This window comes from Gilliamella sp. wkB108 (assembly GCF_001690195.1).
Taxonomy (GTDB): Bacteria; Pseudomonadota; Gammaproteobacteria; order Enterobacterales; family Orbaceae; genus Gilliamella; species Gilliamella apicola_L.
Map to the genome: position 1 here is coordinate 1 of NZ_LZGM01000015.1, position 22,056 is coordinate 22,056.

The following is a 22,056-nucleotide window of genomic DNA, read 5'->3' on the forward strand; positions in this document are numbered from 1 at the left end:
TCAATAATCTCGTTTGTCTAAAAATCACTAAATCTAGATCAATTTTATTTTGGATGAGGTGATTTTTTCATTGTTTTAATTTATAACGGTATAATTTGTTGTTATTTATTCGATGTTAAGTAAAAAAATTATAATTAAATGTAAAGATATTTTTTTGAGAGGACATTTTTTGATAAATAAGGTAAATTAGTTAACATATAAAATAAACAACTTATTTAAAAAACAGATTTGTTATTTGTTGCTTGGCTGGAGGAATAAAGCTAATTTATGCGTTATAATGAGCCACAAAAATTAGCGTCAATTTTGGCGAAAGTTTCCTCATTGTCGAAAATACAAGAAAGAACGAATGCACTCAGTAAGTTATCTAATGTTGTTAGTGATTTATTACCATCACCATTAAATCAACAATGCAGAGTTGCAAACTATCGACGCGGTATATTAGTTATAGAAGTAAGCTCTGCAAGTTGGTTAACTAGATTGAGATATGAACAAAGTGAATTAATCTCAGGTATACGTAGGCAAATATTACCTTCTTTATCCTCAATCCAATATCAGATTAATCCAAATATTACAGCACAATTATCCCAAGTTGATAATCAGTTACTGAATAAAGCGAAGACACCAAGCATCATGACGCAGAAAAGTGCAGAGTTTTTATATACGTTAGCGGAAAATGTGCCAGATAAGTTAAAAAAACAATTGATAAAACTTGCTAACCATGCAAAATAAGTGAAGTTAATTAAACGACAGTTTTATATAATCATATAACGAAAAGAAACAAGGAGTGAAGTATGGATAAAGATATGATGACTTATCTTGTCATTGGGATAGTAATTGGTTTTGTTATTGGATTTATTTTTATGAGCATTATTAGCCCTAAAGCACGTAAATATTCCAAAGTTAAACGTGAGCTAGATCAAACAAGAGATGAGTTAAATTCACAGAAACAAATGATAGTTAAGCATTTTTCTCATAGTGCTGAAATCTTAGATAATATGGCTAAAGATTTCCGACGTCTTTATCAACATATGGCTGAAAATTCTAGTCAATTTGTCATGAATGAAGATATACCGACAATAGAACTTAATTCAGATAGTGATAACAGCAATAAAAATGAATTAACGCTTGATAAACAACCAAAAGACTATTCAGATAATCCTTCTGGTTTATTCAAAACTGATGAAAATAAATCTTAACTATTGTGAACTTTTTTGCTGTTAGTTTATGGCATGACATTTATTTAATTATTTAATTATTTAAAAAGTGAGAGTTGTAAGATGATCAATTCATTTAAAAAACACAAAAAATTACTGAGCATTATTGCATTAAGTTTAGGTATGAGTTTGTCTACATTGCCTAATGCATTTGCGGCTTTTCCAACAATTCCAAACGGTGATAATACAGAGCAACCGAGCTTGGCGCCGATGCTTGAAACAGTATTGCCTTCAGTTGTCAGTATTAAGGTTAAAGGCACTGCGCAAATGGATAATAATATGCCGGAGGAGTTCAGACGTTTTTTTGGTTATCTTGATACTCCTCAACGGCCTTTTGTTGGTCAAGGATCGGGTGTGATAATTGATGCTGAAAAAGGCTACATAGTAACCAACAATCATGTTATTGATAATGCTGATGATATTACTGTGACGTTAAATGATGGTCATGAATATAAAGCAAAACTAATTGGTAAAGATCCACAGAGCGATATTGCTTTACTTAAAGTTGAAAATGCAAAAAAATTGATAGCTATTAAATTAGCTGATTCCGACAAATTACGAGTCGGTGATTATGTGGTTGCGATTGGTAATCCATTTGGTATTGGTCAAACAGTGACATCAGGAATAATTTCCGCACTAGCCAGAAGCGGATTGAATATGAATGGATTTGAGAATTTTATTCAAACAGATGCTTCAATCAACCAAGGAAATTCAGGTGGGGCGTTAGTTAATTTGAATGGAGAATTAGTTGGCATAAATACAGCAATCATTGCACCGAATGGTGGAAATGTCGGTATTGGTTTTGCTATTCCAAGTAATATGGTTAAAAGTTTGACTTCTCAACTAATCGAATATGGTGAAGTTAAACGTGGTGTACTTGGTATAAAAGGAAATGAGTTAACCTCTGACATAGCCAATGCGTTTGATCTGGATGTTCAAAAAGGGGCATTTGTCAGCGAAGTTCTTGATAACTCAGCAGCTAAAGATGCGGGTATAAAATCAGGTGATGTGATTGTATCAATGGATGGTAAACCGGTTGATAGTTTTGCAGAATTGCGTGCTAAGATTGCTACAACGGGGGCAGGGCGTACTGTTCAATTGGGTATAATTCGTGATGGTAAAGAAGTAAATCTTGAGGTTAAACTCAAAAATAGTGATGAATCTACAACTGAAGCTAAATCGCTACACTCAGCTTTAGAGGGAGCAACACTCAGTAATGGTGAAGTAAAAGGTCAAAAAGGTGTTTTGATTGAGAGTATTGCTAAAAATTCACCGGCCTCTCGATTAAGTCTACAAGAAGGCGATCTTATTACGGGTGTTAATAAAGAACGCGTAAATAACATTGCTGATTTGCGCAAAATTATTGATAGCAACCCATCTGCAATTGCTTTGAATATTGTAAGAGGTAATAGTCGTATTTATCTAATTTTACACTAATTTATTATGCCACTTAATTTCGTCGATGTTTTAGTTTTACATCGACGAAAACAGCAATTCTAACCTTTATATAGATATGATAGAATCATATCTATTCTTCCCATGGTAATCTTGATAACAATGCTTAAGAAATTTTTATGGCCAGTGTTGATTGGTACAGTTTTAGCGATTGTATTATTAATTATTTTCCCTTCTTTGCGAAATGGATCTCAATCTAATTTCTCAGTCTCGTTTTTTAATAATGATCCGCTAAGTTATTCTGATGCAGTAAAAATTGCAGCACCAGCCGTTGTCAATATTTATAGCCGTTCAATTAATACTGTACCTCAGCAATCACAAAATAACGCCATTACACCACTTGGTTCAGGAGTGATTATGAGTGAAAATGGCTACATAATTACCAATTATCATGTGGTAGATGGCGCCGAACAGATTATTGTTGCCTTGCAAGATGGGCGAATTTTTGAAGCTTTATCTGTTGGATCAGATAAACTTGTCGATATTGCAGTATTAAAAATTGAAGCAACCAATATACCTACTATTCATATTAATCCTAATCGTGAACCGAAAATAGGTGATGTCGTTTTGGCAATTGGTAATCCTTATAATATAGGGCAAACCATTACTCAAGGAATTATTAGTGCGACAGGTCGTGATGGATTAAGTCCATATAGGCGACAAAATTTTATTCAAACTGATGCTTCAATTAATCATGGTAACTCAGGTGGTGCATTGGTTAACACAAAAGGTGAATTGGTCGGAATTAATACATTGACCTTCGCTAAAAATACCGGTAATGAAGTTCCGGAAGGTATTGGATTTGCTATTCCAACATCATTAGCTGTTAAAATAATGAATAAATTAATTCAAGATGGCAAGATTATTCGTGGTTATATTGGCATTGATGGCTTAGAGTTTGCACCAACACAAAATCCAAGTGATTTGCCAGTTATCTTAGGTATTTTAGTGACCAATGCTGAAGGCCCGTCATTGCAAGCTGGTGTACAAGCTGATGATATTTTAATTATGGTGGATAATAAACCAGTAAAATCTATTGTAGAAACAATGGATCAAATTGCAGAGTTGAAACCAGGAACAACCATCCCCATTATAGTATTACGAAATGGGGAGAAGGTTGAGCTAAAAGTAACAATTGGTCAATTACCCGTTTAGTTGTTTTATCGCTTGATAATACGTCTAATTGGACGTATAATCGCGACCTATTCTGTTTTTTAACACTCGTATGGTGTATAGATTTTGCTTTAATAGCCATTTATATAGCGATACGAACAAACTTTAGAGGCTTATTATGAAAGAAGGTATTCATCCAGAATATACTGCAATTACAGCAACTTGTTCTTGTGGAAATGTTATTAAAACTCATTCAACTATTGGTCATGATATTCATCTTGACGTGTGTGGTGAATGTCATCCGTTTTATACCGGTAAACAACGTGATGTTGCAACTGGCGGACGTGTAGATAAATTTAAACAACGTTTTGCAATGGTTGGTGGTAAAAAATAATATTTGCCTGATTCTAAACCAGCAATTATAAGAAAGGCGCTATGTGCGCCTTTTTGCTTTTTATATAATTGTGATTGAGTAATTCAACTACTCATCTATTAATTGAGGATCTATTCCTAACGCTTTCATCATCTCTCTAGCTTGTTCAGGAATACCGTCATCATGATCTTTTTGTAAATCTTCATCGCATGGTAAAGGTTGCCCAGTGTACGCATGAAGGAAAGCTTCACATAATAACTCACTATTTGTGGCATGACGTAAATTATTAACTTGTCGTCGAGTGCGTTCATCAGTTAATATTTTTAATACTTTTAACGGAATTGATACTGTAATTTTTTTGACTTGCTCACTTTTTTTACCATGTTCGGCATAAGGGCTGATATATTCACCATTCCATTTCATCATAATTTATTTTCACCAAAATCACATTACAAATAATGTGGATAATTTTAGCTTTTTTTTCAAGATACTGCAATCTACACATCAAGATAGTTAGACGTCTAGACATGTTGACGTCTTATATAAATGTGATATGCTTATAACACTGTTTTTACGACAAATCATTGTTATTTAGGGATGTTATTATGGCGAATCCAACTGAAAGTCTAAACCAAGGAACGATTGCTGTTCGCGGCGGTTTAAATACAGATGAACAATATGGCAGTGTTATACCGGTTATTACTCCTTCAACTTGTTATCGTTATCATGAGTTTGCTACACCGAGAGAATTTGATTATGCTCGAAAATCTAATCCTAGTCGTCGTTTAGTTGAAGAAACTGTTGCTAAATTGGAAGGTGGGGCAGATGCAATTTTAACTAATTGTGGTATGTCCGCGATTCATCTCATTAGTATTTCGCTTTTAACACCAAATGATTTAGTCGTTGCACCTCATGATTGTTACGGAGGTAGTTATCGCCTATTTAACAGTCTCAGCCAACGAGGTTACTTTAAAGCGAAATTTGTCGATCAATCCGATCCGGTAGCATTAAAAGAGGCTTTAAATTTAAAACCAAAGTTGGTATTAATCGAAACACCAAGTAATCCATTATTACGTGTAGTTGATATTTATGAGATTGCAAAGCAAGCTCATGAAGTAGGTGCATTAGTATTAGTTGATAATACCTTTATGACGCCAATCTTACAAAAACCTTTGGCACTGGGTGCAGATATTGTTACCCATTCATGTACCAAATTTTTAAATGGTCACTCCGATTTATTAGCTGGCATTTTAGTTTTTAAAGATCAGCAACTCGCTACAGATGTATTATGGTGGGCGAATAATATAGGTACCTTAACGTCTTCATTTGATAGTTTCTTATTATTACGTGGTTTACGCACTCTTTCTGCCCGTATCACGTTGCAACAGATAAATGCACAAAAAGTTGTCGAATTCTTAGTCAATCATCCTAAAATTGCCAATGTTTATCATCCTTCTTTACCTTTGAATCATGGACATGAAATTGCTAAAAAACAACAAAAAGGTTTTGGCTCTTTGTTAAGCTTTGAATTAGCCGGGAAAGCAGAAGCGTTACCGAAATTTTTAAAAGCACTCAATATTTTTACCCTTGCGCAATCTCTGGGTGGAGTTGAAAGTCTAATTTGTCATCCAGCTACAATGACTCATTCAGGCATTACTGCTGAAGCTCGAAAAACAGCCGGTATTTCTGATCAGTTATTACGTATTTCTGTGGGACTTGAAGATATTAGTGATCTACTTAATGATTTGCAACAAGCGCTAGCAGTAATTTAAATGATTTGAAGCAGTAGGATTGATGATGAATAGTGATTATCGATCCTATTTTACCTGTTTTCTAGAAGCATTTAAACTTGATGAGTCAAGATAATCTTTAATTCTCCTTTCTATTGCTAGGAAAATTTCCTCTAGTGAGTGTTTTTTTGCCCGACTACATATTTTGGCTGCCTCTTGGCAAACTAGGCATTGTCTGGATCGATGATTAAATTTACTACGAGAAACACTCCTTTGTGAGAGTGGGTCGATGACATCAATATCCCACAATCGACCTAAAGGGTGATTATCCTCAATATCGATACAGAGCTGTTTTAATTTATCAATAGAGCATGGAACCGAAATAATAGCTTCAGATCCTGTGACATAATGATAGTGTTGTTCATCGATCAATGCTATTGCATTTGCTATAAAACAGTTATGTAATGCGGTTATAGCTTCTTTAAATAAGAAAAGGCTACCACTACTATTTTTTATTGCACCCGGAATGACCAAACTTAATGAAATAACTGGATAGTGGTAACGAGTAATTGCAATGAGTTGATTTTCAACGCGTTTTTCTTTAGCTAATAACATTTGCTCAAGGTTAATAGGTTGACCATCATCAAATTTCATTAATATTTAATCCCTACTCAAAATAGTCATAGCATAACATGGTTAAATGTTATGCTATTATTGTTAAAGTTAAATTTATTCTTTAACTTGACGAACTACATCAATAATTGAACCGTCACGGAAATGGACAATGCCCACGATTTTATCATTAAATTCAATTGGTCGAGGTTCACCAGTTAATGCAATTGCTCGTTTATAAAGTTCATCAATAGTCATTACTGGTAAATTAGCAGCTTTAAGGCGCTCAGCAATTTCTGGACGATTTGGATTAACGGCAATACCATGATCAGTAACCAGTACATCAACGCTTTCACCTGGTGTAACAATTGTAGTAACTTTCTTAATAACTGTCGGTATACGACTGCGGATTAATGGTGCTACAATTATGGTTAAGTTAGCGCCGGCGGCAGTATCACAGTGACCTCCAGAAGCTCCACGCATAACACCGTCTGAACCTGTTAAAACATTAACGTTAAAGTCAAGGTCAATTTCTAAAGCACTAAGAATGACAATATCTAATTCATCAACACTTGCCCCTTTTGATGCTGGGTTAGCATAAACATTGGTTGATACTTCAATATGATCTTTGTTACGACCTAAAGATTGTCCCGCTGTACCATCGAAACTTTGGGTATCTAACAAACGTTTAACTAATCCTTTTTCATGCAGATCTACAATACTCGCAGTAATACCACCTAATGCGAATGAAGCAGTAATATTTTTTGCACGCATACGGTTTTCAAGGAATCGAGTCGCAGCCGTTGATGATGCTCCAGAGCCTGTTTGAATGGAAAAACCATCTTTAAAATAACCAGAATGTTCGATTACATCCGCAGCATAACGAGCGATCATTAGTTCTCGAGGATTACTGGTGATACGTGCTGCTCCTACACTGATTTTGCTTGGATCACCAACTTCATCGACCTTAACGATATAGTCAACTTGATCCTGACGGATACTTGCTGGATGATTAGGATAACCTACAATATCTTCAGTAAGTAACACGACTTTTTTGGCAAATTGTGCATCAACCATTGCATAACCTAATGCACCACACTGAGATTTACCTGATACACCATTTGCATTACCTTGTTCATCTGCCGTTGAAACAGCTAAAAAGGCGATATCAATATTAATTTCACCGCTTTGGATCAGCTTTACTCGACCACCATGAGAATGGATATGTACTGGGTTTTCCATTAAACCATGAGAAATAGCATCGGCTAATTTACCTCTTAATCCGGAAGTATAAATTTTAGTGATAACGCCTGCTTGAATATGAGGAATTAATGCTGAGTTACAACTTAATAATGAACTGGATGCTAAAGTTAAATTTTTAATACCTAATTTGCTAATGGTTTCAACCACTTTATTGATAACTTTATCACCTTCTCGAAACGCATGGTGAAAAGAGATCGTCATACCGTCACGTAATTCGCATTTATGGATCGCCTGTTCAATAGAATCACACAATTTACGTGTATATTTAGACTCATCTTTTAAATATGGTGTCATCGCATTGGCGTCAACAAAAGGAGTAATGTTTTTGAGATCTGGATGCTGTTTAAGCAAGTCATCAAGTTTTTTGTTTATAGAAGTAGTCATTTTTCTGTCCTATCAAATTTCTTTACGTACACCAGAATATTTGGCTAACTCAATAACCTTTCTGGCACGAGCAATAATCGGCGCGTCAATCATTTTTCCATTTAGAGAAATAACACCAAGTCCTTTTCTTTCACCTTCTTCTGCAGCTTCAACCACTTTTTGAGCATTTTCAACTTCTTTGGCAGTAGGTGCGTAAGCATTATGTAATAGTTCGATTTGTCTAGGGTTAATTAGCGATTTACCGTTATAGCCTAATTTTTTAATTAGACTGACTTCTTTTAAGAAACCTTCGTCATCATTCACATTGGAATAAACGACATCAAAGGCATCAATTTTAGCTACACGAGCCGCGTGTAATACAGCGCAACGAGCATAAAAGAGTTCAGTACCATCGCCTCGTTCAGTTTGCATATCAACAAGGTAATCAAAGGCAGCTAAAGCAATACCAATCAATCGTGGTGAAGATTTAGCAATAGAAACAGCATTAACCACAGCAACAGCAGATTCAATGGCCGCCATTAATTTTGTGCTACCTACTTCACGACCACACTCTTTCTCAATTCTTTCAACGTGAGCTTCCAATTCATGAATATCTTCAGCAGAATTTGTCATAGGTAAACGTACAACATCGACTCCAGCTCTTACTACAGCTTCAAGGTCTTTTAAACCGTAAGGAGTATTTAATGCGTTAATTCTAACTACTGTTTCAATACCATGTTCTTTATAGACGGGTAAAAGAAGTGTTTGTGCAACTAATAATCGAGCTGAATCTTTTTCTTTGATAGAAACCGCATCTTCCAAATCAAACATAATCGAATCAGGTTTATACACAAAAGAGGTAGATAGCATTGCCGCATTGGCACCAGGAAGAAATAACATACTTCTACGTAATCTTTTCATAGTAATTTACTCCAATCTAAGTTTTCTTCATTGGCGCCACGCAAAACAGCACATTGTACTCTTGCTTTGATAGCACAATCGAGCGCGCCTTTGTCATCGATAATAATTAAACCGTCAGTCACATTAAGAGCGGTAAGTGTTTGATCTACAACAGCGCGTATTTGATCACCAAATTGTTTATTAACATCGCTATTAATCACAATTTCAATTCCTGTATTGGGCATGACTTTGACTAACAAATCACTCGATTCGAGAGTTCCTGCCATAGCTTCTTTTTGTATTTTCATTTTTTTACCTTTTCTAAAATGAATTAATTTTTCGATTCAACAAAATGCTTAGCCAGGTAGGCCCATGTTGTTGAGGGAACCAATTTTTTAACCTGATCATATTGGTTTGATGCCAATAATTTTCTGACTAAAGATGCTGATATTACTGAATGACCTTCGAGTACGCGTTCAATTTCCACAACGTTGACAGCTGGGTTTTGACTGACATTTTGGTCTTGTAACCAGTAATACATAGCTTCATTGTAAGATCGGGTTATTTCACTAAAGGGTTCAGTACCAATAAATCTATGAGTAATGTTAAGTGTTGGGGCAATATAGTTACGGAAAATAAGTAGATCGATACCCATAAAAGCGTAATCAATTTTTGCCTTATCTTTTAAAAAATAAGAAGGAAATGTCGCTCTAGATATAATGTAAGTGGAGCTAGCGTGTACTTTAACATTATTGATATGCTTACAACCGTCCTTAACTAATTGTAAGCGTACATCAAATGAAAAGAGTGACGCATTTTCATTAACGACAAAAACATGTAACCAATCACATTGGTTTGCGGCATATTCAATTAGGTATTGGTGACCTTTAGTAAAAGGGTTAGCATTCATGACAATGCTACCAATTTTGTTACCTTCTTTTCGTTCTATACTCAATTGTTTACAATATTGTTTTATTCCAACAGGCGTGTTTTCAAGTAAAACAATCAAATTTGGTATTTCAACAATAGGATAAAAACCACAACCCTTAAAAAAATCTTTATTTTCAGGTTTGGTGTATAAAAATAGATGAAAATAGCCATTTTCATTGGCATATTTTATGACTTTATCGATTAAAGTAAGATTGAGTTGATTACCTCTATAATCAGGATGAATAGCAACACATTTGATAATGTCACGATCAATACCGGCACAAGCAATAATATAATTATTCGATTTTGCTACAATAAAAGTAGTCACTTGAGGATCTAAATCAAGCTCAGACATGGATAACAATTCTATGATTTGTTTTTGAGCCTCTTCTGATTTAGAAATATCAACAACCACATAATCAACTAAATCGTACATAAAACTACCTTTTTTCTGCAACAACAAAGTTAGTTAGACGTCCGATCTTGGAAATTTCAACTTCAATAATGTCACCATCTTGCATAAATACCGGAGGATTACGTTTTTTACCAACACCACCCGGAGAACCGGTGAGAATAACATCGCCTGGAGATAAATGTGTAAATGTACTGATATAAGCAATTAACTCTGGTACAGTATGAACAAGATTTTTAATTGAATCATGTTGCATATCTTTACCATTTAAAAACGTAGTTAGAGTTAAAACAGTTGGATCTGGAATTTCATCTGTCGTAGTTAAACATGGACCAAATGCACCCGTATTCGGCCAGTTTTTACCGGCAGTAAACCATGTGTATTGCCAGTCACGAATTGAACCATCCATATAGCAGCTATAACCGGCAACATGGGATAAGGCATCTGCTTGATCAATACGAAAACCAGCTTTACCGATAATAATTGCTAATTCACCTTCGTAATCTAATTCATTGGTGATTGCAGGTTTGATAATATTGGTTTTATGACCTGTTTGCGAATCAGGGAAGCGTACAAATAGTGTCGGTGCGGAGCTAGTTTCGTTAAATTCTGCCCGTTTTTCAGCATAATTCATTCCAACACATAAAATTTTGCTTGGATTAGGTATAACGGGTAAATAAGTAATTTGTTCTTCATTAATATCACTTGGTTCATTTATATAGGCTCTTGCGATAGATAACCCATCCTTATCTGCCAGAAGCGATTTTAAATCGGCATATTTATTGCCGAGTTTTTGTCCTAAATCAACAATACCATTGGTAGTGTAAAGACCAAAACTCGCTTTTCCTGAGATAAGATAACTGACCAGCTTCATAAAAACTCCTTAAAAGCTTTTTTGTGTAAATTGCGATTATAAAAATAAAATTAACAACCTTAGTTAGTTCACTAAGGTTGCTTTTAAAAAATTAATTAAACTAAGAAATTACCGAGAATCAGTAAAGAAACCGATACGTTGATTGCACCACCAATACGTGTTGCAATTTGAGCAAATGGCATAAGTTCCATACGTTCAGCAGCAGTTAAGATTGCCACATCACCTGTACCACCTTGACCACTTTGGCAACATGAAATTACTGCAGCATCAATTGGATACATACCAAGTTTTTTAGCTACAAAAAATCCAGTAGTAACCAAACTAACAACAGTACAAACAATAACAGCCAGGTTAACAATGGTAAACGCTGCAACTATTTTTTCCCAAGGTGTAATTGCCACACCTACTGCAAATAGGATAGGGTAAGTAACAGAAGTTTGGAAGAATTTATATACAACTTGTGAACCACTTAATACTTTTGGTGAAACACCAGAAGCTAATTTAACAATTACAGCCGCAAATAACATCCCAACAGGTGCTGGAATACCAGTTAATTTGTGACCAATCATACCAACCATATAAAGGATAGCAGCTAATAACACGCCAGAAGCAAATGTTGTTACGTCAATAACAGAATCAGATTTATTCGCTTTGTTATTCGCGAGTTCATCTTCCTTCGAAGCAGGTAATAATCTACCATTACCAGTTAGATGTGGGTAAGCTTTACCTAAACGATTAAGAATACCGCCACAGATAATACCTGTCAAACCACCTAACATAACAATTGGTAAGACTTGACCTAACGCATCACCTTGTTCCATACCTAAAATTGAGGCATAACCTATTGATAAAGGAATTGCACCTTCACCAACACCGCCAGCCATAATTGGTAAGACAAGGAAGAAGAAAGTTTCAAAAGGAGTTAAACCTAATAGGTAACCAACACCTACACCGACTAACATACCAACGATTTCACCACATACCATTGGAACAAATATTTTTAAGAAACCTTGAATAAGTGTTTTCTTATCCATATTCATAATACTACCAACGATAATACAGCAAATATATAGATAAAGAATGTGGGTATCTTTATAAAATTTGGTTGTCGCCACTACAATTGGCTGAGGTAAAATACCGTAATAGACTAATGCAGAAGGAATAAATGTTGCACAAATTGCCGCAGCACCCATTTTACCAACGATAGGTAATCTTTTGCCAATTTCTCCACAAAGGAAACCAAAGAAAGCACAAGTAACGACCATTACCACTATTTCACTTGGTAATTTACCCGTTACTAATACTTCGGTAAAGATCATGATACCGGCGATAATAAATAGTGGTAAAGGAATTACCCCTATTTTATAATCGTCCATCAGTTTCCACCAGCCATAGGGCCAAAAGCCATTTTTTTGGGTATTACTTTTAACAGAATTTAATACTTCTTCATTCTGCGTTTTTGTTGTTGAACTTAAATCAACCATTTTTTTTATATCTCCAAAATTATTGTATGTACTTTGAATGGCGCATATGGTGGCAAAATATTAATACAAATTTTGTGATATAAATCATAAATTAAGTGTGGTTTTTATGGTTTTAAAGGCTCTATGTTTTTTAATGCTGTGTTAGACTCTTTCACAGTTATAAAGTTGAAATAAGAGTGAGAATGCGAAAGAAAATTCAATTGTCATTTACTACAAAACTATTTTTATCTCTTTTACTTTTTTCGGTAATTCTTCTTGCACTTTTACAGAGTTATATTTGGAATGCAACAGAGACAGAGTTATATCGTAGTTTAGGTGAAAAAGCACAAATTCAAGCTAAAGAATTATCTGTTATCCCTAATTTGATTGAGTATGTAAGAGAAAAAGATACCGATAAAATAGCCAATTTAGTTTCCGACATTTTTAAACAAAGTGATGCAAGTTATATTGTTATTGGTGATGAAAAAGCTTATCGCCTTTATCATACGGGTAATGGTTCTTTATATTCGCCAATGGTTGGTGGGGATAATCAGGATGTACTCGACGGTAAAAGTCGTATCACAATCAGTAAAGGTTCACTTGGTTTTGCACTACGTGGTAAAGCTCCGATTGTGTATCAAGGTAAGGTAATTGGCATTGTTTCTGTTGGATATATGGTTGACGATATTTATCAATTACATAGAAAACAGTTTATCCCATTCATCTCGTTTTGTACTTTATTATTTTTTGGCTTGTTTATTTTTTCTTTTTGTTTTGCAAAAGCAATTAAAAAACAGATGTTTAATTTAGAACCGAAAGCAATTGCATTACTGGTTAAAAGTCAAAAATCAATCATGGAGTCTATTTTTGAGGGGATTATTGCTATTGATCTTAACTATAAAATCATCAATATCAATCAATCAGCTAGACGTATGTTAGATATCAACATTGATGATGATAAGCTAATTAATCATGATTTATGTGATTTTATTAAATCAACCGATTTTTTATATGGTAGTGAAAATCAGATTGCTGATATACATGACCATATCTGTTATTTCAATAATCTTATGGTTATGGCTAATCGCATCAGAGTAATGGTTGATGATCAAATTCAAGGTTGGGTTATTACCTTTCGTAATTTTGATGATATTAATTTATTAAGTATGCAATTAACCCAAGTAACCCAATATGTGGATAATCTACGTGCTTTAAGGCATGAACATTTAAACTGGATGGCGACCTTATCCGGTTTAATTTATATGAAACGTTATGATGAAGCGCAAGCATTTATAGCATTACATTCCACGGATAATCAGAAAAGTTTAGATTTTGTCGCTGAACATTTTAAGGTACCTGCTGTGTGCGGGTTATTAATTGGTAAATACTCAAAAGCACACGAAATTGGTTTAAAGTTGCGGTTTGATCCTGCATGCCAATTACAAGCTTTACCTGCAGCAATTACTGAAACTGAATTCATGTCGATTTTAGGTAACCTACTTGATAATGCTTTTAATGCCAGTTTAAAAAATAGTGTTGGTGATAAAACGATTACTTTATATCTCAGTGATGCAACTGAGGAAATTGTATTAGAGGTGGGGGATCAAGGGTGTGGAGTAGATAGTCGTATTCGTGATTCAATATTTGAACCCGGTGTTACATCACAAGACGCTAAAGAACATGGAATCGGTTTGCATTTAGTATCAACGTATGTAAAAAAAGCCAATGGTTATATTACATTTGAAGATAACGAACCTTACGGTACGATTTTTTCTGTTTTTATACCCAAATCATAAAAAGAGGTAAAAAATGAACGAAGTAAAAGAAGATAGCATTAAAGTGCTGATCGTTGAAGATGAACCGATTTTAGCCGAATTAAATGCAGAATTTATTCAAAGAGACACAAAAGTTAATGTGATAGGCATCGCTTCAAATTTAGCAGAAGCAAAGATTATGGTTGAGAAACTTAAACCAACATTAATCTTACTTGATAATTATTTACCAGATGGTAAAGGTATCGAGCTGTTTGAATATATTATTAATAATCACCTTGCTTGTTATGTAATTTTTATTACTGCAGCAAGTGATATGGATACTTGTAGTAAAGCTATTCGGTTTGGTGCTTTTGATTATTTAATTAAACCGGTATCATATCAACGTTTAAAACATTCCTTGGAGCGTTTTGAGCTTTTTTTATATCGACAAAGTTTGCAAAAACATGTGAATCAAAGGCGAATTGATGAACTTTTCAATTTACAAACTAAAGATTTTGTTGATATTAATCGGCACTCAAAAGGTATTGAAGAGATCACACTGCAAAAAGTGAAAGATCTTTTTATGCAAACAGACCAAGCGCAAACGGTGGATCAAATTGTTGAAAAAGCACAAATCAGTAAAACTACTGCAAGACGATATCTAGAATATTGTGTACAAACAAAATTATTAACAGTTGAACTTAATCATGGCAAGATAGGTCGGCCAGAAAGGCTTTATAAACGACTAGGTAAGTAACTTTTTTGCATCTGCCTGAAAAATGAACGACGTAGATCAATTAAACTGTTATAAACAATAAATTATTACAGATCCTTTTAATATTGATGATAGAGGTATGACCTTCTAGGTAAAATTATCGCATATCAAAAAATTAATGTGATTTTCAATTAATAGCTAGCGCTATTTAGTCCAAATTAAAACTATATCATCGAATCTTATCATATATTGAAATAAGTAAGATAACGCTTGCAATGGATTGCCATATAGTTATTTATTCATAAATAAAGATTTTGGTAAGTCATGACTCCTGTGTATTGATAAAGCCAATAAAAGAGTAGGAATGATGAGGCATTTTCACCATTTAACGCTTATTTTATTGATGTTAATAAATCGATAACGTGTTATTTTACAAACAAATAAATTATTTAATTTATCCTAAAGGCAAATAAACATCAGTTATCATTTGTTGTGGATCTATATTTATACCGACATTGACATAATGAAAGATTGGAGGGAAATTGCCGATTTTCTCCTCACTATGTGGCAACCATTGTTCCAGTAAATAAATAATGGCTTTGTTGTTATTTCGGGAACCAATATCTCTAGCCTTTGCACAACGTAGTTGCGGAATGGTTTTATTGATTATGCCATAAGAATTTTGTTCTATTGGTCGATCAACGGAAATAGCAAAATCGACATGATGATGTTCGATAGGTGTCGTAGATGGATTGGTATAATGAATACCATAGTTTTGATGTTTTTCACTATCTAAAAAATTATTTTCTTGGCGCCATTTGATAAGTTTTTTGATCGTTTGACCTTCCAGGGAAGGGGAGCCAAAATGTTCTACTGTTGCGATAAGCGTAAAAGGGAAAAATACAATTTCAATATCCATACCACACCTAAAAAATGATTATAAGCTAAATAGCGAATTTTAAATTATAAGGGTTTAATGCCCTTATAATTTAGTTAAGAAATAGATTTATGATTAAATTCCATTATTTTTAATTACATTTTGATACCAAAAAAAACTATCTTTTTTTATTCGTTTTAAGCTTTTTAGGTCGTGGTCATCACGATCAACATAAACAAATCCATAACGTTTTTTAAAACCTTGATGAGAGCTTAATAGATCAATAACCGACCATGGGCAATAACCAAATAGTTCAACGCCATCTTCAATAGCATCATAACAAGCTGAAATATGTGCTTTGATGTACTCAATACGATAATCATCATGTACTTTGTTGTCGGTAGTTAATTTATCAGGAGTACCTAAACCATTTTCAGTGATAATAAGTGGTAAGCGATATTGTCGGTAATACTCATTAAGTACTAAACGTAATCCCATTGGGTCAATTTGCGCCCCATAAGTGGATGCGGTTAAATGTGGATTTTTTTCAATTTTAAAGTAACCATATAGGTCAAAATCAATATCTTTCTCTTTTGTGCCAAATGGATGTTGAGCATCTTCAGGTAGATAGCTTGCAACTAAAGTTCGGTAGTAGTTTACGGCAATAAAATCAGGTTTAGCACGTTTTAGAATCTCGGCATCTTCAGGTAAGGTTATTGGATAGATATTACAACGCATTAAGTATTGTTTATAATAGCCCGGATAATCTCCGTAACAATACATTTCAAGGGCATAATTGGTTTTGAAATTATCATTCATTTTGGCAGCCCAAACATCCATTGGTTTGTTACTGGCAGGATAGGTCATAGTTGATGAAACCGCTGGTCCAACTTTGCTGTTAGGGATTAACTCATGGCAATCATTGGTTGCTAAGGCGTGTGCAACAAACATATGATAGTCCATCTGCGCTCTTACTTTTTCAGTATCTTCTGGAGCAACGTGATACATATTCATTCTTTCATTAACACGAATCATAAGGTTTTGTTCGTTATTAATTTGCCAGTGTTTAACTCTGTCTCCAAAAGCTTTATAACAAATTTGCGCATAGCGTCTGAATGCATCGACTGATTGACGATCTTGCCAACCATTATATTTCTCAACTAAAGCAAACGGTAAGTCAAAATGATAAAGTGTGATGAAAGGAATAATATCATTTTGTATGAGTAGATTGATCACACGATTATAAAAATCAATTCCAGCTTGATTAATTTCACCGTCACCGTCTGGAATGATGCGAGCCCATGAAATTGAGAACCGATATGTTTTAAGCCCCAGTTCTTTAAATAATGCTATATCACTTTCAACATGATGATAAAAGTCACTGGCTACTTTGCTATCAGCTTGAGTAGCTGAATGTTGGAATGAGTTGAAATCTGCAACTGTCATGCCTTTTCCATCTGCATCCCAACCACCTTCTATTTGAAAGGCAGAGGAGGAGGCTCCCCACCAAAAATCTTTGGCAAAAATTTTCATATTTTAAACCTCTAAACTTCAATCATTAGTAATTTATCATTATAGCTAACGGCAAATTGTTTGCTGCTTTCAATATTTTTATAATGTTCAGAATCAACGACAACAACGGACGTTGTTAAGTCAAATTTCTGTTGTTCAATCTTATCAATGTCAAATGAGACGATTTTTGTCCCTTTAGTAATATGTTGTCCAACTTGCACATAAGATTTGAAATATTTTCCTTGTAATTTGACCGTATCAATGCCGATATGGATTAATAGTTCAACACCATTATCTAGTTTTAGACCTATGGCATGCATGGTTGGATAAAGTGCAGTAATAGTACAGTTAGCGGGGGCAATAATTTCACCAATTTTAGGATATACTGCAACACCTTTGCCCATAGCACCAGAAGCAAAAACAGCATCATTTACATCAGCTAATGGAATAATTCGTCCTTTTATTGGTGAGTCGATAGTATCGTTAGAAAATAAGACATTATTTTTCTTTAATTCATTTGATACTTCAGATTCATGCGATTCACTAGGTATAGTTGATTGAGAAGATTCAGGTTGTTCATTAGGTATATCATTAAAACCGACTAAAATTGTGGTGATGCAAGAACCAAAAAATGCAATACAACAGCCAATTAAATAACATAAAAAAGCGGTCGTTCCTGCTTCAGCATAAACTGGGATAGTTAAAATCCCTTGATTGGCAAAGGCAGTACCATAAGATCCCCCCCAACCCATTAATCCACCACCAATAGCCCCACAAATAACCGCACAGATCATAGGTCTTTTTAGCCGTAAATTAGCGCCATAAATAGCAGGTTCAGTAATGCCAAATAGTGCGGTAATGGTTGCAGAGGCAGCAACCGTTTTTAAATTTTTATTCCTGGTTTTAAAAAATACGCCTAAAGCCGCACCAGCTTGTGAGAAGTTAGCTGCACCAGCAAAGGCGAGTAAATTTTGTTGTCCAGTTTGTGCAACGTCATTGATCCCTATCGGTACTATGGCTCGATGAGCGCCAAAAATAACTAAAATACACCAGATACCACCAATAAATGCACCCAATAAAATAGGACTAATATGCATAATGTAATAGTAAAGGAAATTGATGATTTTACCGATATAGATACCTGTTGGACCAAAAATTAATAATGTCGCAGGGATCATGATAAGGAGTGAAAAAGTCGGTACCATGATAATTTTTAATACTTCAGGAATAATTTTTTCCAAAACAATTTGTACATAGCTTAAGATAAAAACAGCTAAAATAATTGGAATGACGCTAGATGTGTAACTTGCTTTAGTTAGTTCTATAGCAAAAAAGGTGACTTCACTTTTACCTGCCATTAGGTTAACTATGGATGGATAGCATAAAGTTGCACCAATAATCATAGAAATAAATTCATGCGCTTTAAATACTTTCGCTGCGGTATAACCTAAAATAATTGGCATGAAGTAAAATACTGCATCGGAGGCGGCGTGGAGGATAATGTAGGTATCATAGGGTTTAATATCGGTCTGATAATAGTAATTACCAATCATTACAGCAATTGCTAAAATTCCTTTTAGCATACCTGATGCCGCTATAGCAGGAATAACAGGCGTAAAAATTGCTGCAAAAGCGTTGAGAATTTTTACACCGATAGAGACTTTGGGCGTATTTTGTTTGCTAGGCTCTAATTTCCCTATTAAAGGGAGAATTGCATCGTAAATTTTAGTGACTTTATTACCAAGTACGACTTGATATTGTCCGCTACCTTCAACCACAGAGATGACGCCTTCGGTTTGTAGTAGTTTGTTACGATCAGCTTTTTGATTATCCCTTAACTGAAATCTTAAGCGAGTAAAGCAATGCGTTAGACTGATTACATTTTCTTTACCACCAACCAATTGTAAAACTTGCTGAGCAATTTTTTGATAATCCATTATTATCTCCATTACATGCAGGATGGGTAAATTTTGAGAAAAAAAAGATCAAACGTACTAGATTATGTCGTTAAATGAGTAACAACAATCATCATATATGTTTGATCTTACTTTGATTTTCAGTAACACTTTTTTTATCACCTTATTAATAGTAATCAACCTAGCACAGTTTAAAAATTAAGACAAGATTGATTTGTTTAGTTGATAAATATTTTATTTGGATATATTTTTGTGCAAAACAATTATAATTTTTAAACCTGTATACGAATGAGAACTGCGAAAAAAAAATCTTATCTTTTGTTAAGTATTGTGTTTTTTTTCTGGTATGCCCAGTATGTTTATATTCCTTATCAAACACCTTATCTTGCTACGATTAATCTATCGACCAATTTTATCGGAATTATAGTAAGTGCTTATGGTGTGTCGCAGTTATTATTACGTCTTCCGGTAGGTATTTTGGCCAATGTTAAAGAGAAACATAAAATCTTTATTGTATTAGGATCTTTTTTGGCAGGATTTGCTTCAATCATTCGAGTGATTGAGCCTGACGGCTTAGGTTTTTTGATTGGTAATATTATTTCGGGATTTGCAAGTGCCATGTGGATCTCGTTTATGGTTTTGTTTTTAGGTTTTTATCCCAAAAACAGAAAAAGTTATGCAACTAGTCTAATTATCATGGTAAATAATATTGGTATTTTTTTGGCTTTTTTATCCAGTACGTTATTATTTGATTATTTAGGCATGAGGCTGATTTGTGTACTTAGTTGTCTAAGTGGATCCATTGCTTTTATTTTGGCTATAAGACTTAAATATCCAGAAAAGATCCAACATGATTTTAGCTATCATAATCTTTTTAGCGTATTAACTAATCCTAAATTACTATTTTTTTCACTACTTGCCTTAATTCAGCAAGGGATACAGATGTCCACTACAATGTCATTTACCAATCAAATAATGAGTAATCTTGGTGCAAATGCAACCATGATTGGAATATCGTCAATGGTGTATATGTTGTCATCTGTATTATTTGCTAAATTAGGGGCAAGTAAATGGATAAATAAATTAAGTATATCGACTTGGATCATTGTTTCATTTATTTTACTTGCCTTGTATTGTCTGTTAATCCCAAAAGTTACATCAAGTTATATGATTTTACTTTTACAAGTTATTCCGGGAATGGGAACGGGTATTTTATTTTCGTTTTTGACGTTTGAAGCTATTGCAGATATTCCTGCTTATGCGCGTTCGGCTGCTATGGGATTATTTCAAGCTATCTATGCAGTCGGTATGACTTTATTTCCAATCATGGTGGGGTATGTGAGCTTACAATTTTCAATGATCCAAGCTTACTTTATTTTAGCATTAATAGCATTTTTTGCTGCCGGTTTGTATGTAGTCTATAGTTTGAAGAACAATAAAATTGGTTAAATGATACTTTTAAACTAGATAGTTTTTGTACTTTTAGCTAAATAATTAATCATGGCTAAAGAAGAAAAAGCCTGATAAAAATAACTTTAATGCTAATATCATAGATTAATACTGAGATAGAAACCAGGTAATGGCAATTAAATCGGCGGAGCCACCCGGACTTAAATTGCGTTTGATCAGTTGATTATCCAGCTCAGATAAGTACTGACGTCCATTAGCATGTGTGATGCCACCTAGATCAATGAGTTTTTTAGCCTGCTGTTGAACAAAATTCAATCCTTCAAGTCCGCCACGTGAAACTAAATTAGTATCTTGATTATAAGCGAGCAGATATAACATAGTTTGTAATAAACAACTCTCTTCATCATATCCTTTATTTAGCATTTCATTATAAATAGGCAGGGAGATATTTCTTACAGTGGCATAGCCAGATTCAGCTTCACCTCTTGCGCCAGAAAGATTATGTAGTTTGAATAACTTTTCTCCGACAGAAAGTGTGGGGTTATTTTGTTTTAATTCACTATTAACAATACCTTGGCAAATAGCCGATACCGTATCGCAAATAGTTTGTGCTTTAATTGGTGATTTTTGTTGTTCTAGCTTGCCTATGGCACCAAGTAACAAGCCAAAAGCGAAAATACCACCTTTATGGGTGTTAATATGATTTGTGGCTTGGTACATAGCTTGTTCACATTGCATTCCAATTGGCCTTATTCCGGTTAAAAATTCGTGGCTACCTTTAGTCGCAGATTCATAACCATATTGGTAAAATTTATCAAACCAGTCTGAAATAGCTTGGATACTTTTGACAAATGTATCGAAATTCATATCTTGGTGAGATCCATTATTATGCATATCAACTAAGCCTGGTTTAGGTGAAAGACAGATCTCTTTAATTAAAGCACTAATTGCCAGTTGAGCGGGTAAACTTCGGTTTGTAACATTATTTAGTTCGGATTGTAATTGCTTAGCTTGTTGTGAATAGTCGCTCATTGTCAATTTTTACTCATTATCACTTATTAACATGTTGATTTAAATTAGTTTACTCGATTGAGATAATTCATAGCCAACTAATCATAACACTATTTTTTGTTAATGCTAATTATAGGCATAAATAAAGGAAAGCATACA

The 22,056-nt window shown here is 34.2% G+C and carries 21 protein-coding genes; 9 read left to right on the forward strand and 12 right to left on the reverse strand.

Annotation, left to right across the window (positions count from 1 at the left end; all coding sequences use genetic code 11):
- Positions 1–267 precede the first annotated feature (267 nt).
- From A9G11_RS01185 to rpmE, 5 genes are all read left to right on the forward strand, one after another.
- Positions 268–729 carry a DUF721 domain-containing protein gene (locus A9G11_RS01185; protein WP_065617712.1) on the forward strand — a complete coding sequence of 154 codons (462 nt, stop codon included), beginning with the start codon at positions 268–270 and terminating at the stop codon, positions 727–729.
- Positions 730–791: 62 nt separating this feature from the next.
- On the forward strand, positions 792–1,196 hold the full coding sequence (locus tag A9G11_RS01190; protein ID WP_065617713.1) for a YhcB family protein: 405 nt from the start codon (positions 792–794) through the stop codon (positions 1,194–1,196).
- Positions 1,197–1,277: 81 nt separating this feature from the next.
- Positions 1,278–2,651, forward strand: a complete 1,374-nt coding sequence (locus A9G11_RS01195; protein ID WP_065617714.1) for a Do family serine endopeptidase — start codon at positions 1,278–1,280, stop codon at positions 2,649–2,651.
- Positions 2,652–2,771: 120 nt separating this feature from the next.
- Positions 2,772–3,824 (forward strand): outer membrane-stress sensor serine endopeptidase DegS, encoded by a 1,053-nt coding sequence (gene degS / locus A9G11_RS01200; protein WP_065617715.1) that lies wholly within the window; start codon positions 2,772–2,774, stop codon positions 3,822–3,824.
- Between the two features lie 136 nt (positions 3,825–3,960).
- On the forward strand, positions 3,961–4,176 hold the full coding sequence (rpmE, locus tag A9G11_RS01205; protein WP_065557564.1) for a 50S ribosomal protein L31: 216 nt from the start codon (positions 3,961–3,963) through the stop codon (positions 4,174–4,176).
- Between the two features lie 87 nt (positions 4,177–4,263).
- Here rpmE and metJ read toward each other — a convergent pair whose 3' ends face one another.
- Positions 4,264–4,581 (reverse strand): met regulon transcriptional regulator MetJ, encoded by a 318-nt coding sequence (metJ, locus tag A9G11_RS01210; RefSeq protein WP_065617716.1) that lies wholly within the window; start codon positions 4,579–4,581, stop codon positions 4,264–4,266.
- A 179-nt stretch (positions 4,582–4,760) separates the two neighbouring features.
- On the opposite strand from metJ, the gene metB reads away from it, so the two are divergent.
- Positions 4,761–5,927 (forward strand): cystathionine gamma-synthase, encoded by a 1,167-nt coding sequence (metB, locus tag A9G11_RS01215; protein ID WP_065617717.1) that lies wholly within the window; start codon positions 4,761–4,763, stop codon positions 5,925–5,927.
- A 45-nt stretch (positions 5,928–5,972) separates the two neighbouring features.
- Here metB and citX read toward each other — a convergent pair whose 3' ends face one another.
- The 7 genes from citX to A9G11_RS01250 form a co-directional block, all read right to left on the reverse strand.
- Complete coding sequence (citX, locus tag A9G11_RS01220) at positions 5,973–6,539, reverse strand: citrate lyase holo-[acyl-carrier protein] synthase (RefSeq protein ID WP_065617718.1); 567 nt, start codon at positions 6,537–6,539, stop codon at positions 5,973–5,975.
- Positions 6,540–6,614: 75 nt separating this feature from the next.
- Positions 6,615–8,144 carry a citrate lyase subunit alpha gene (gene citF, locus A9G11_RS01225; protein ID WP_176701217.1) on the reverse strand — a complete coding sequence of 510 codons (1,530 nt, stop codon included), beginning with the start codon at positions 8,142–8,144 and terminating at the stop codon, positions 6,615–6,617.
- 12 nt (positions 8,145–8,156) lie between these two features.
- The gene (gene citE / locus A9G11_RS01230) at positions 8,157–9,044 is read right to left on the reverse strand and encodes a citrate (pro-3S)-lyase subunit beta (protein WP_065617719.1); all 888 of its coding nucleotides are present in this window, start codon (positions 9,042–9,044) and stop codon (positions 8,157–8,159) included.
- Entirely contained in the window at positions 9,041–9,331 is a 291-nt protein-coding gene (gene citD / locus A9G11_RS01235) for a citrate lyase acyl carrier protein (RefSeq protein ID WP_065617720.1), read from the reverse strand. The genes citE and citD overlap by 4 nt, the downstream gene beginning before the upstream one ends.
- A gap of 23 nt (positions 9,332–9,354) precedes the next feature.
- Positions 9,355–10,389 carry a [citrate (pro-3S)-lyase] ligase gene (gene citC / locus A9G11_RS01240; RefSeq protein WP_065617721.1) on the reverse strand — a complete coding sequence of 345 codons (1,035 nt, stop codon included), beginning with the start codon at positions 10,387–10,389 and terminating at the stop codon, positions 9,355–9,357.
- Between the two features lie 4 nt (positions 10,390–10,393).
- The gene (locus A9G11_RS01245; protein ID WP_065617722.1) at positions 10,394–11,239 is read right to left on the reverse strand and encodes a fumarylacetoacetate hydrolase family protein; all 846 of its coding nucleotides are present in this window, start codon (positions 11,237–11,239) and stop codon (positions 10,394–10,396) included.
- 95 nt (positions 11,240–11,334) lie between these two features.
- A complete protein-coding gene (locus tag A9G11_RS01250) occupies positions 11,335–12,723 on the reverse strand; it encodes a 2-hydroxycarboxylate transporter family protein (RefSeq protein ID WP_065617723.1) in 1,389 nt (462 codons plus the stop codon).
- A 182-nt stretch (positions 12,724–12,905) separates the two neighbouring features.
- On the opposite strand from A9G11_RS01250, the gene A9G11_RS01255 reads away from it, so the two are divergent.
- Positions 12,906–14,498, forward strand: a complete 1,593-nt coding sequence (locus tag A9G11_RS01255; RefSeq protein WP_065617724.1) for an ATP-binding protein — start codon at positions 12,906–12,908, stop codon at positions 14,496–14,498.
- A gap of 13 nt (positions 14,499–14,511) precedes the next feature.
- A complete protein-coding gene (locus A9G11_RS01260) occupies positions 14,512–15,213 on the forward strand; it encodes a response regulator (RefSeq protein WP_065617725.1) in 702 nt (233 codons plus the stop codon).
- Between the two features lie 412 nt (positions 15,214–15,625).
- Here A9G11_RS01260 and A9G11_RS01265 read toward each other — a convergent pair whose 3' ends face one another.
- The 3 genes from A9G11_RS01265 to A9G11_RS01275 form a co-directional block, all read right to left on the reverse strand.
- Complete coding sequence (locus tag A9G11_RS01265; protein ID WP_065617726.1) at positions 15,626–16,090, reverse strand: AraC family transcriptional regulator; 465 nt, start codon at positions 16,088–16,090, stop codon at positions 15,626–15,628.
- Between the two features lie 93 nt (positions 16,091–16,183).
- The gene (locus A9G11_RS01270) at positions 16,184–17,581 is read right to left on the reverse strand and encodes a glycoside hydrolase family 1 protein (RefSeq protein WP_065617727.1); all 1,398 of its coding nucleotides are present in this window, start codon (positions 17,579–17,581) and stop codon (positions 16,184–16,186) included.
- 11 nt (positions 17,582–17,592) lie between these two features.
- The gene (locus A9G11_RS01275) at positions 17,593–19,497 is read right to left on the reverse strand and encodes a beta-glucoside-specific PTS transporter subunit IIABC (RefSeq protein ID WP_065617728.1); all 1,905 of its coding nucleotides are present in this window, start codon (positions 19,495–19,497) and stop codon (positions 17,593–17,595) included.
- 267 nt (positions 19,498–19,764) lie between these two features.
- Between A9G11_RS01275 and A9G11_RS01280 the strand changes: the two genes are divergently transcribed.
- Entirely contained in the window at positions 19,765–20,925 is a 1,161-nt protein-coding gene (locus A9G11_RS01280; protein ID WP_065617729.1) for an MFS transporter, read from the forward strand.
- A gap of 105 nt (positions 20,926–21,030) precedes the next feature.
- On the opposite strand, the gene citG is transcribed toward A9G11_RS01280, so the two are convergent.
- A complete protein-coding gene (citG, locus tag A9G11_RS01285; RefSeq protein ID WP_065617730.1) occupies positions 21,031–21,918 on the reverse strand; it encodes a triphosphoribosyl-dephospho-CoA synthase CitG in 888 nt (295 codons plus the stop codon).
- Positions 21,919–22,056: the final 138 nt, after the last annotated feature.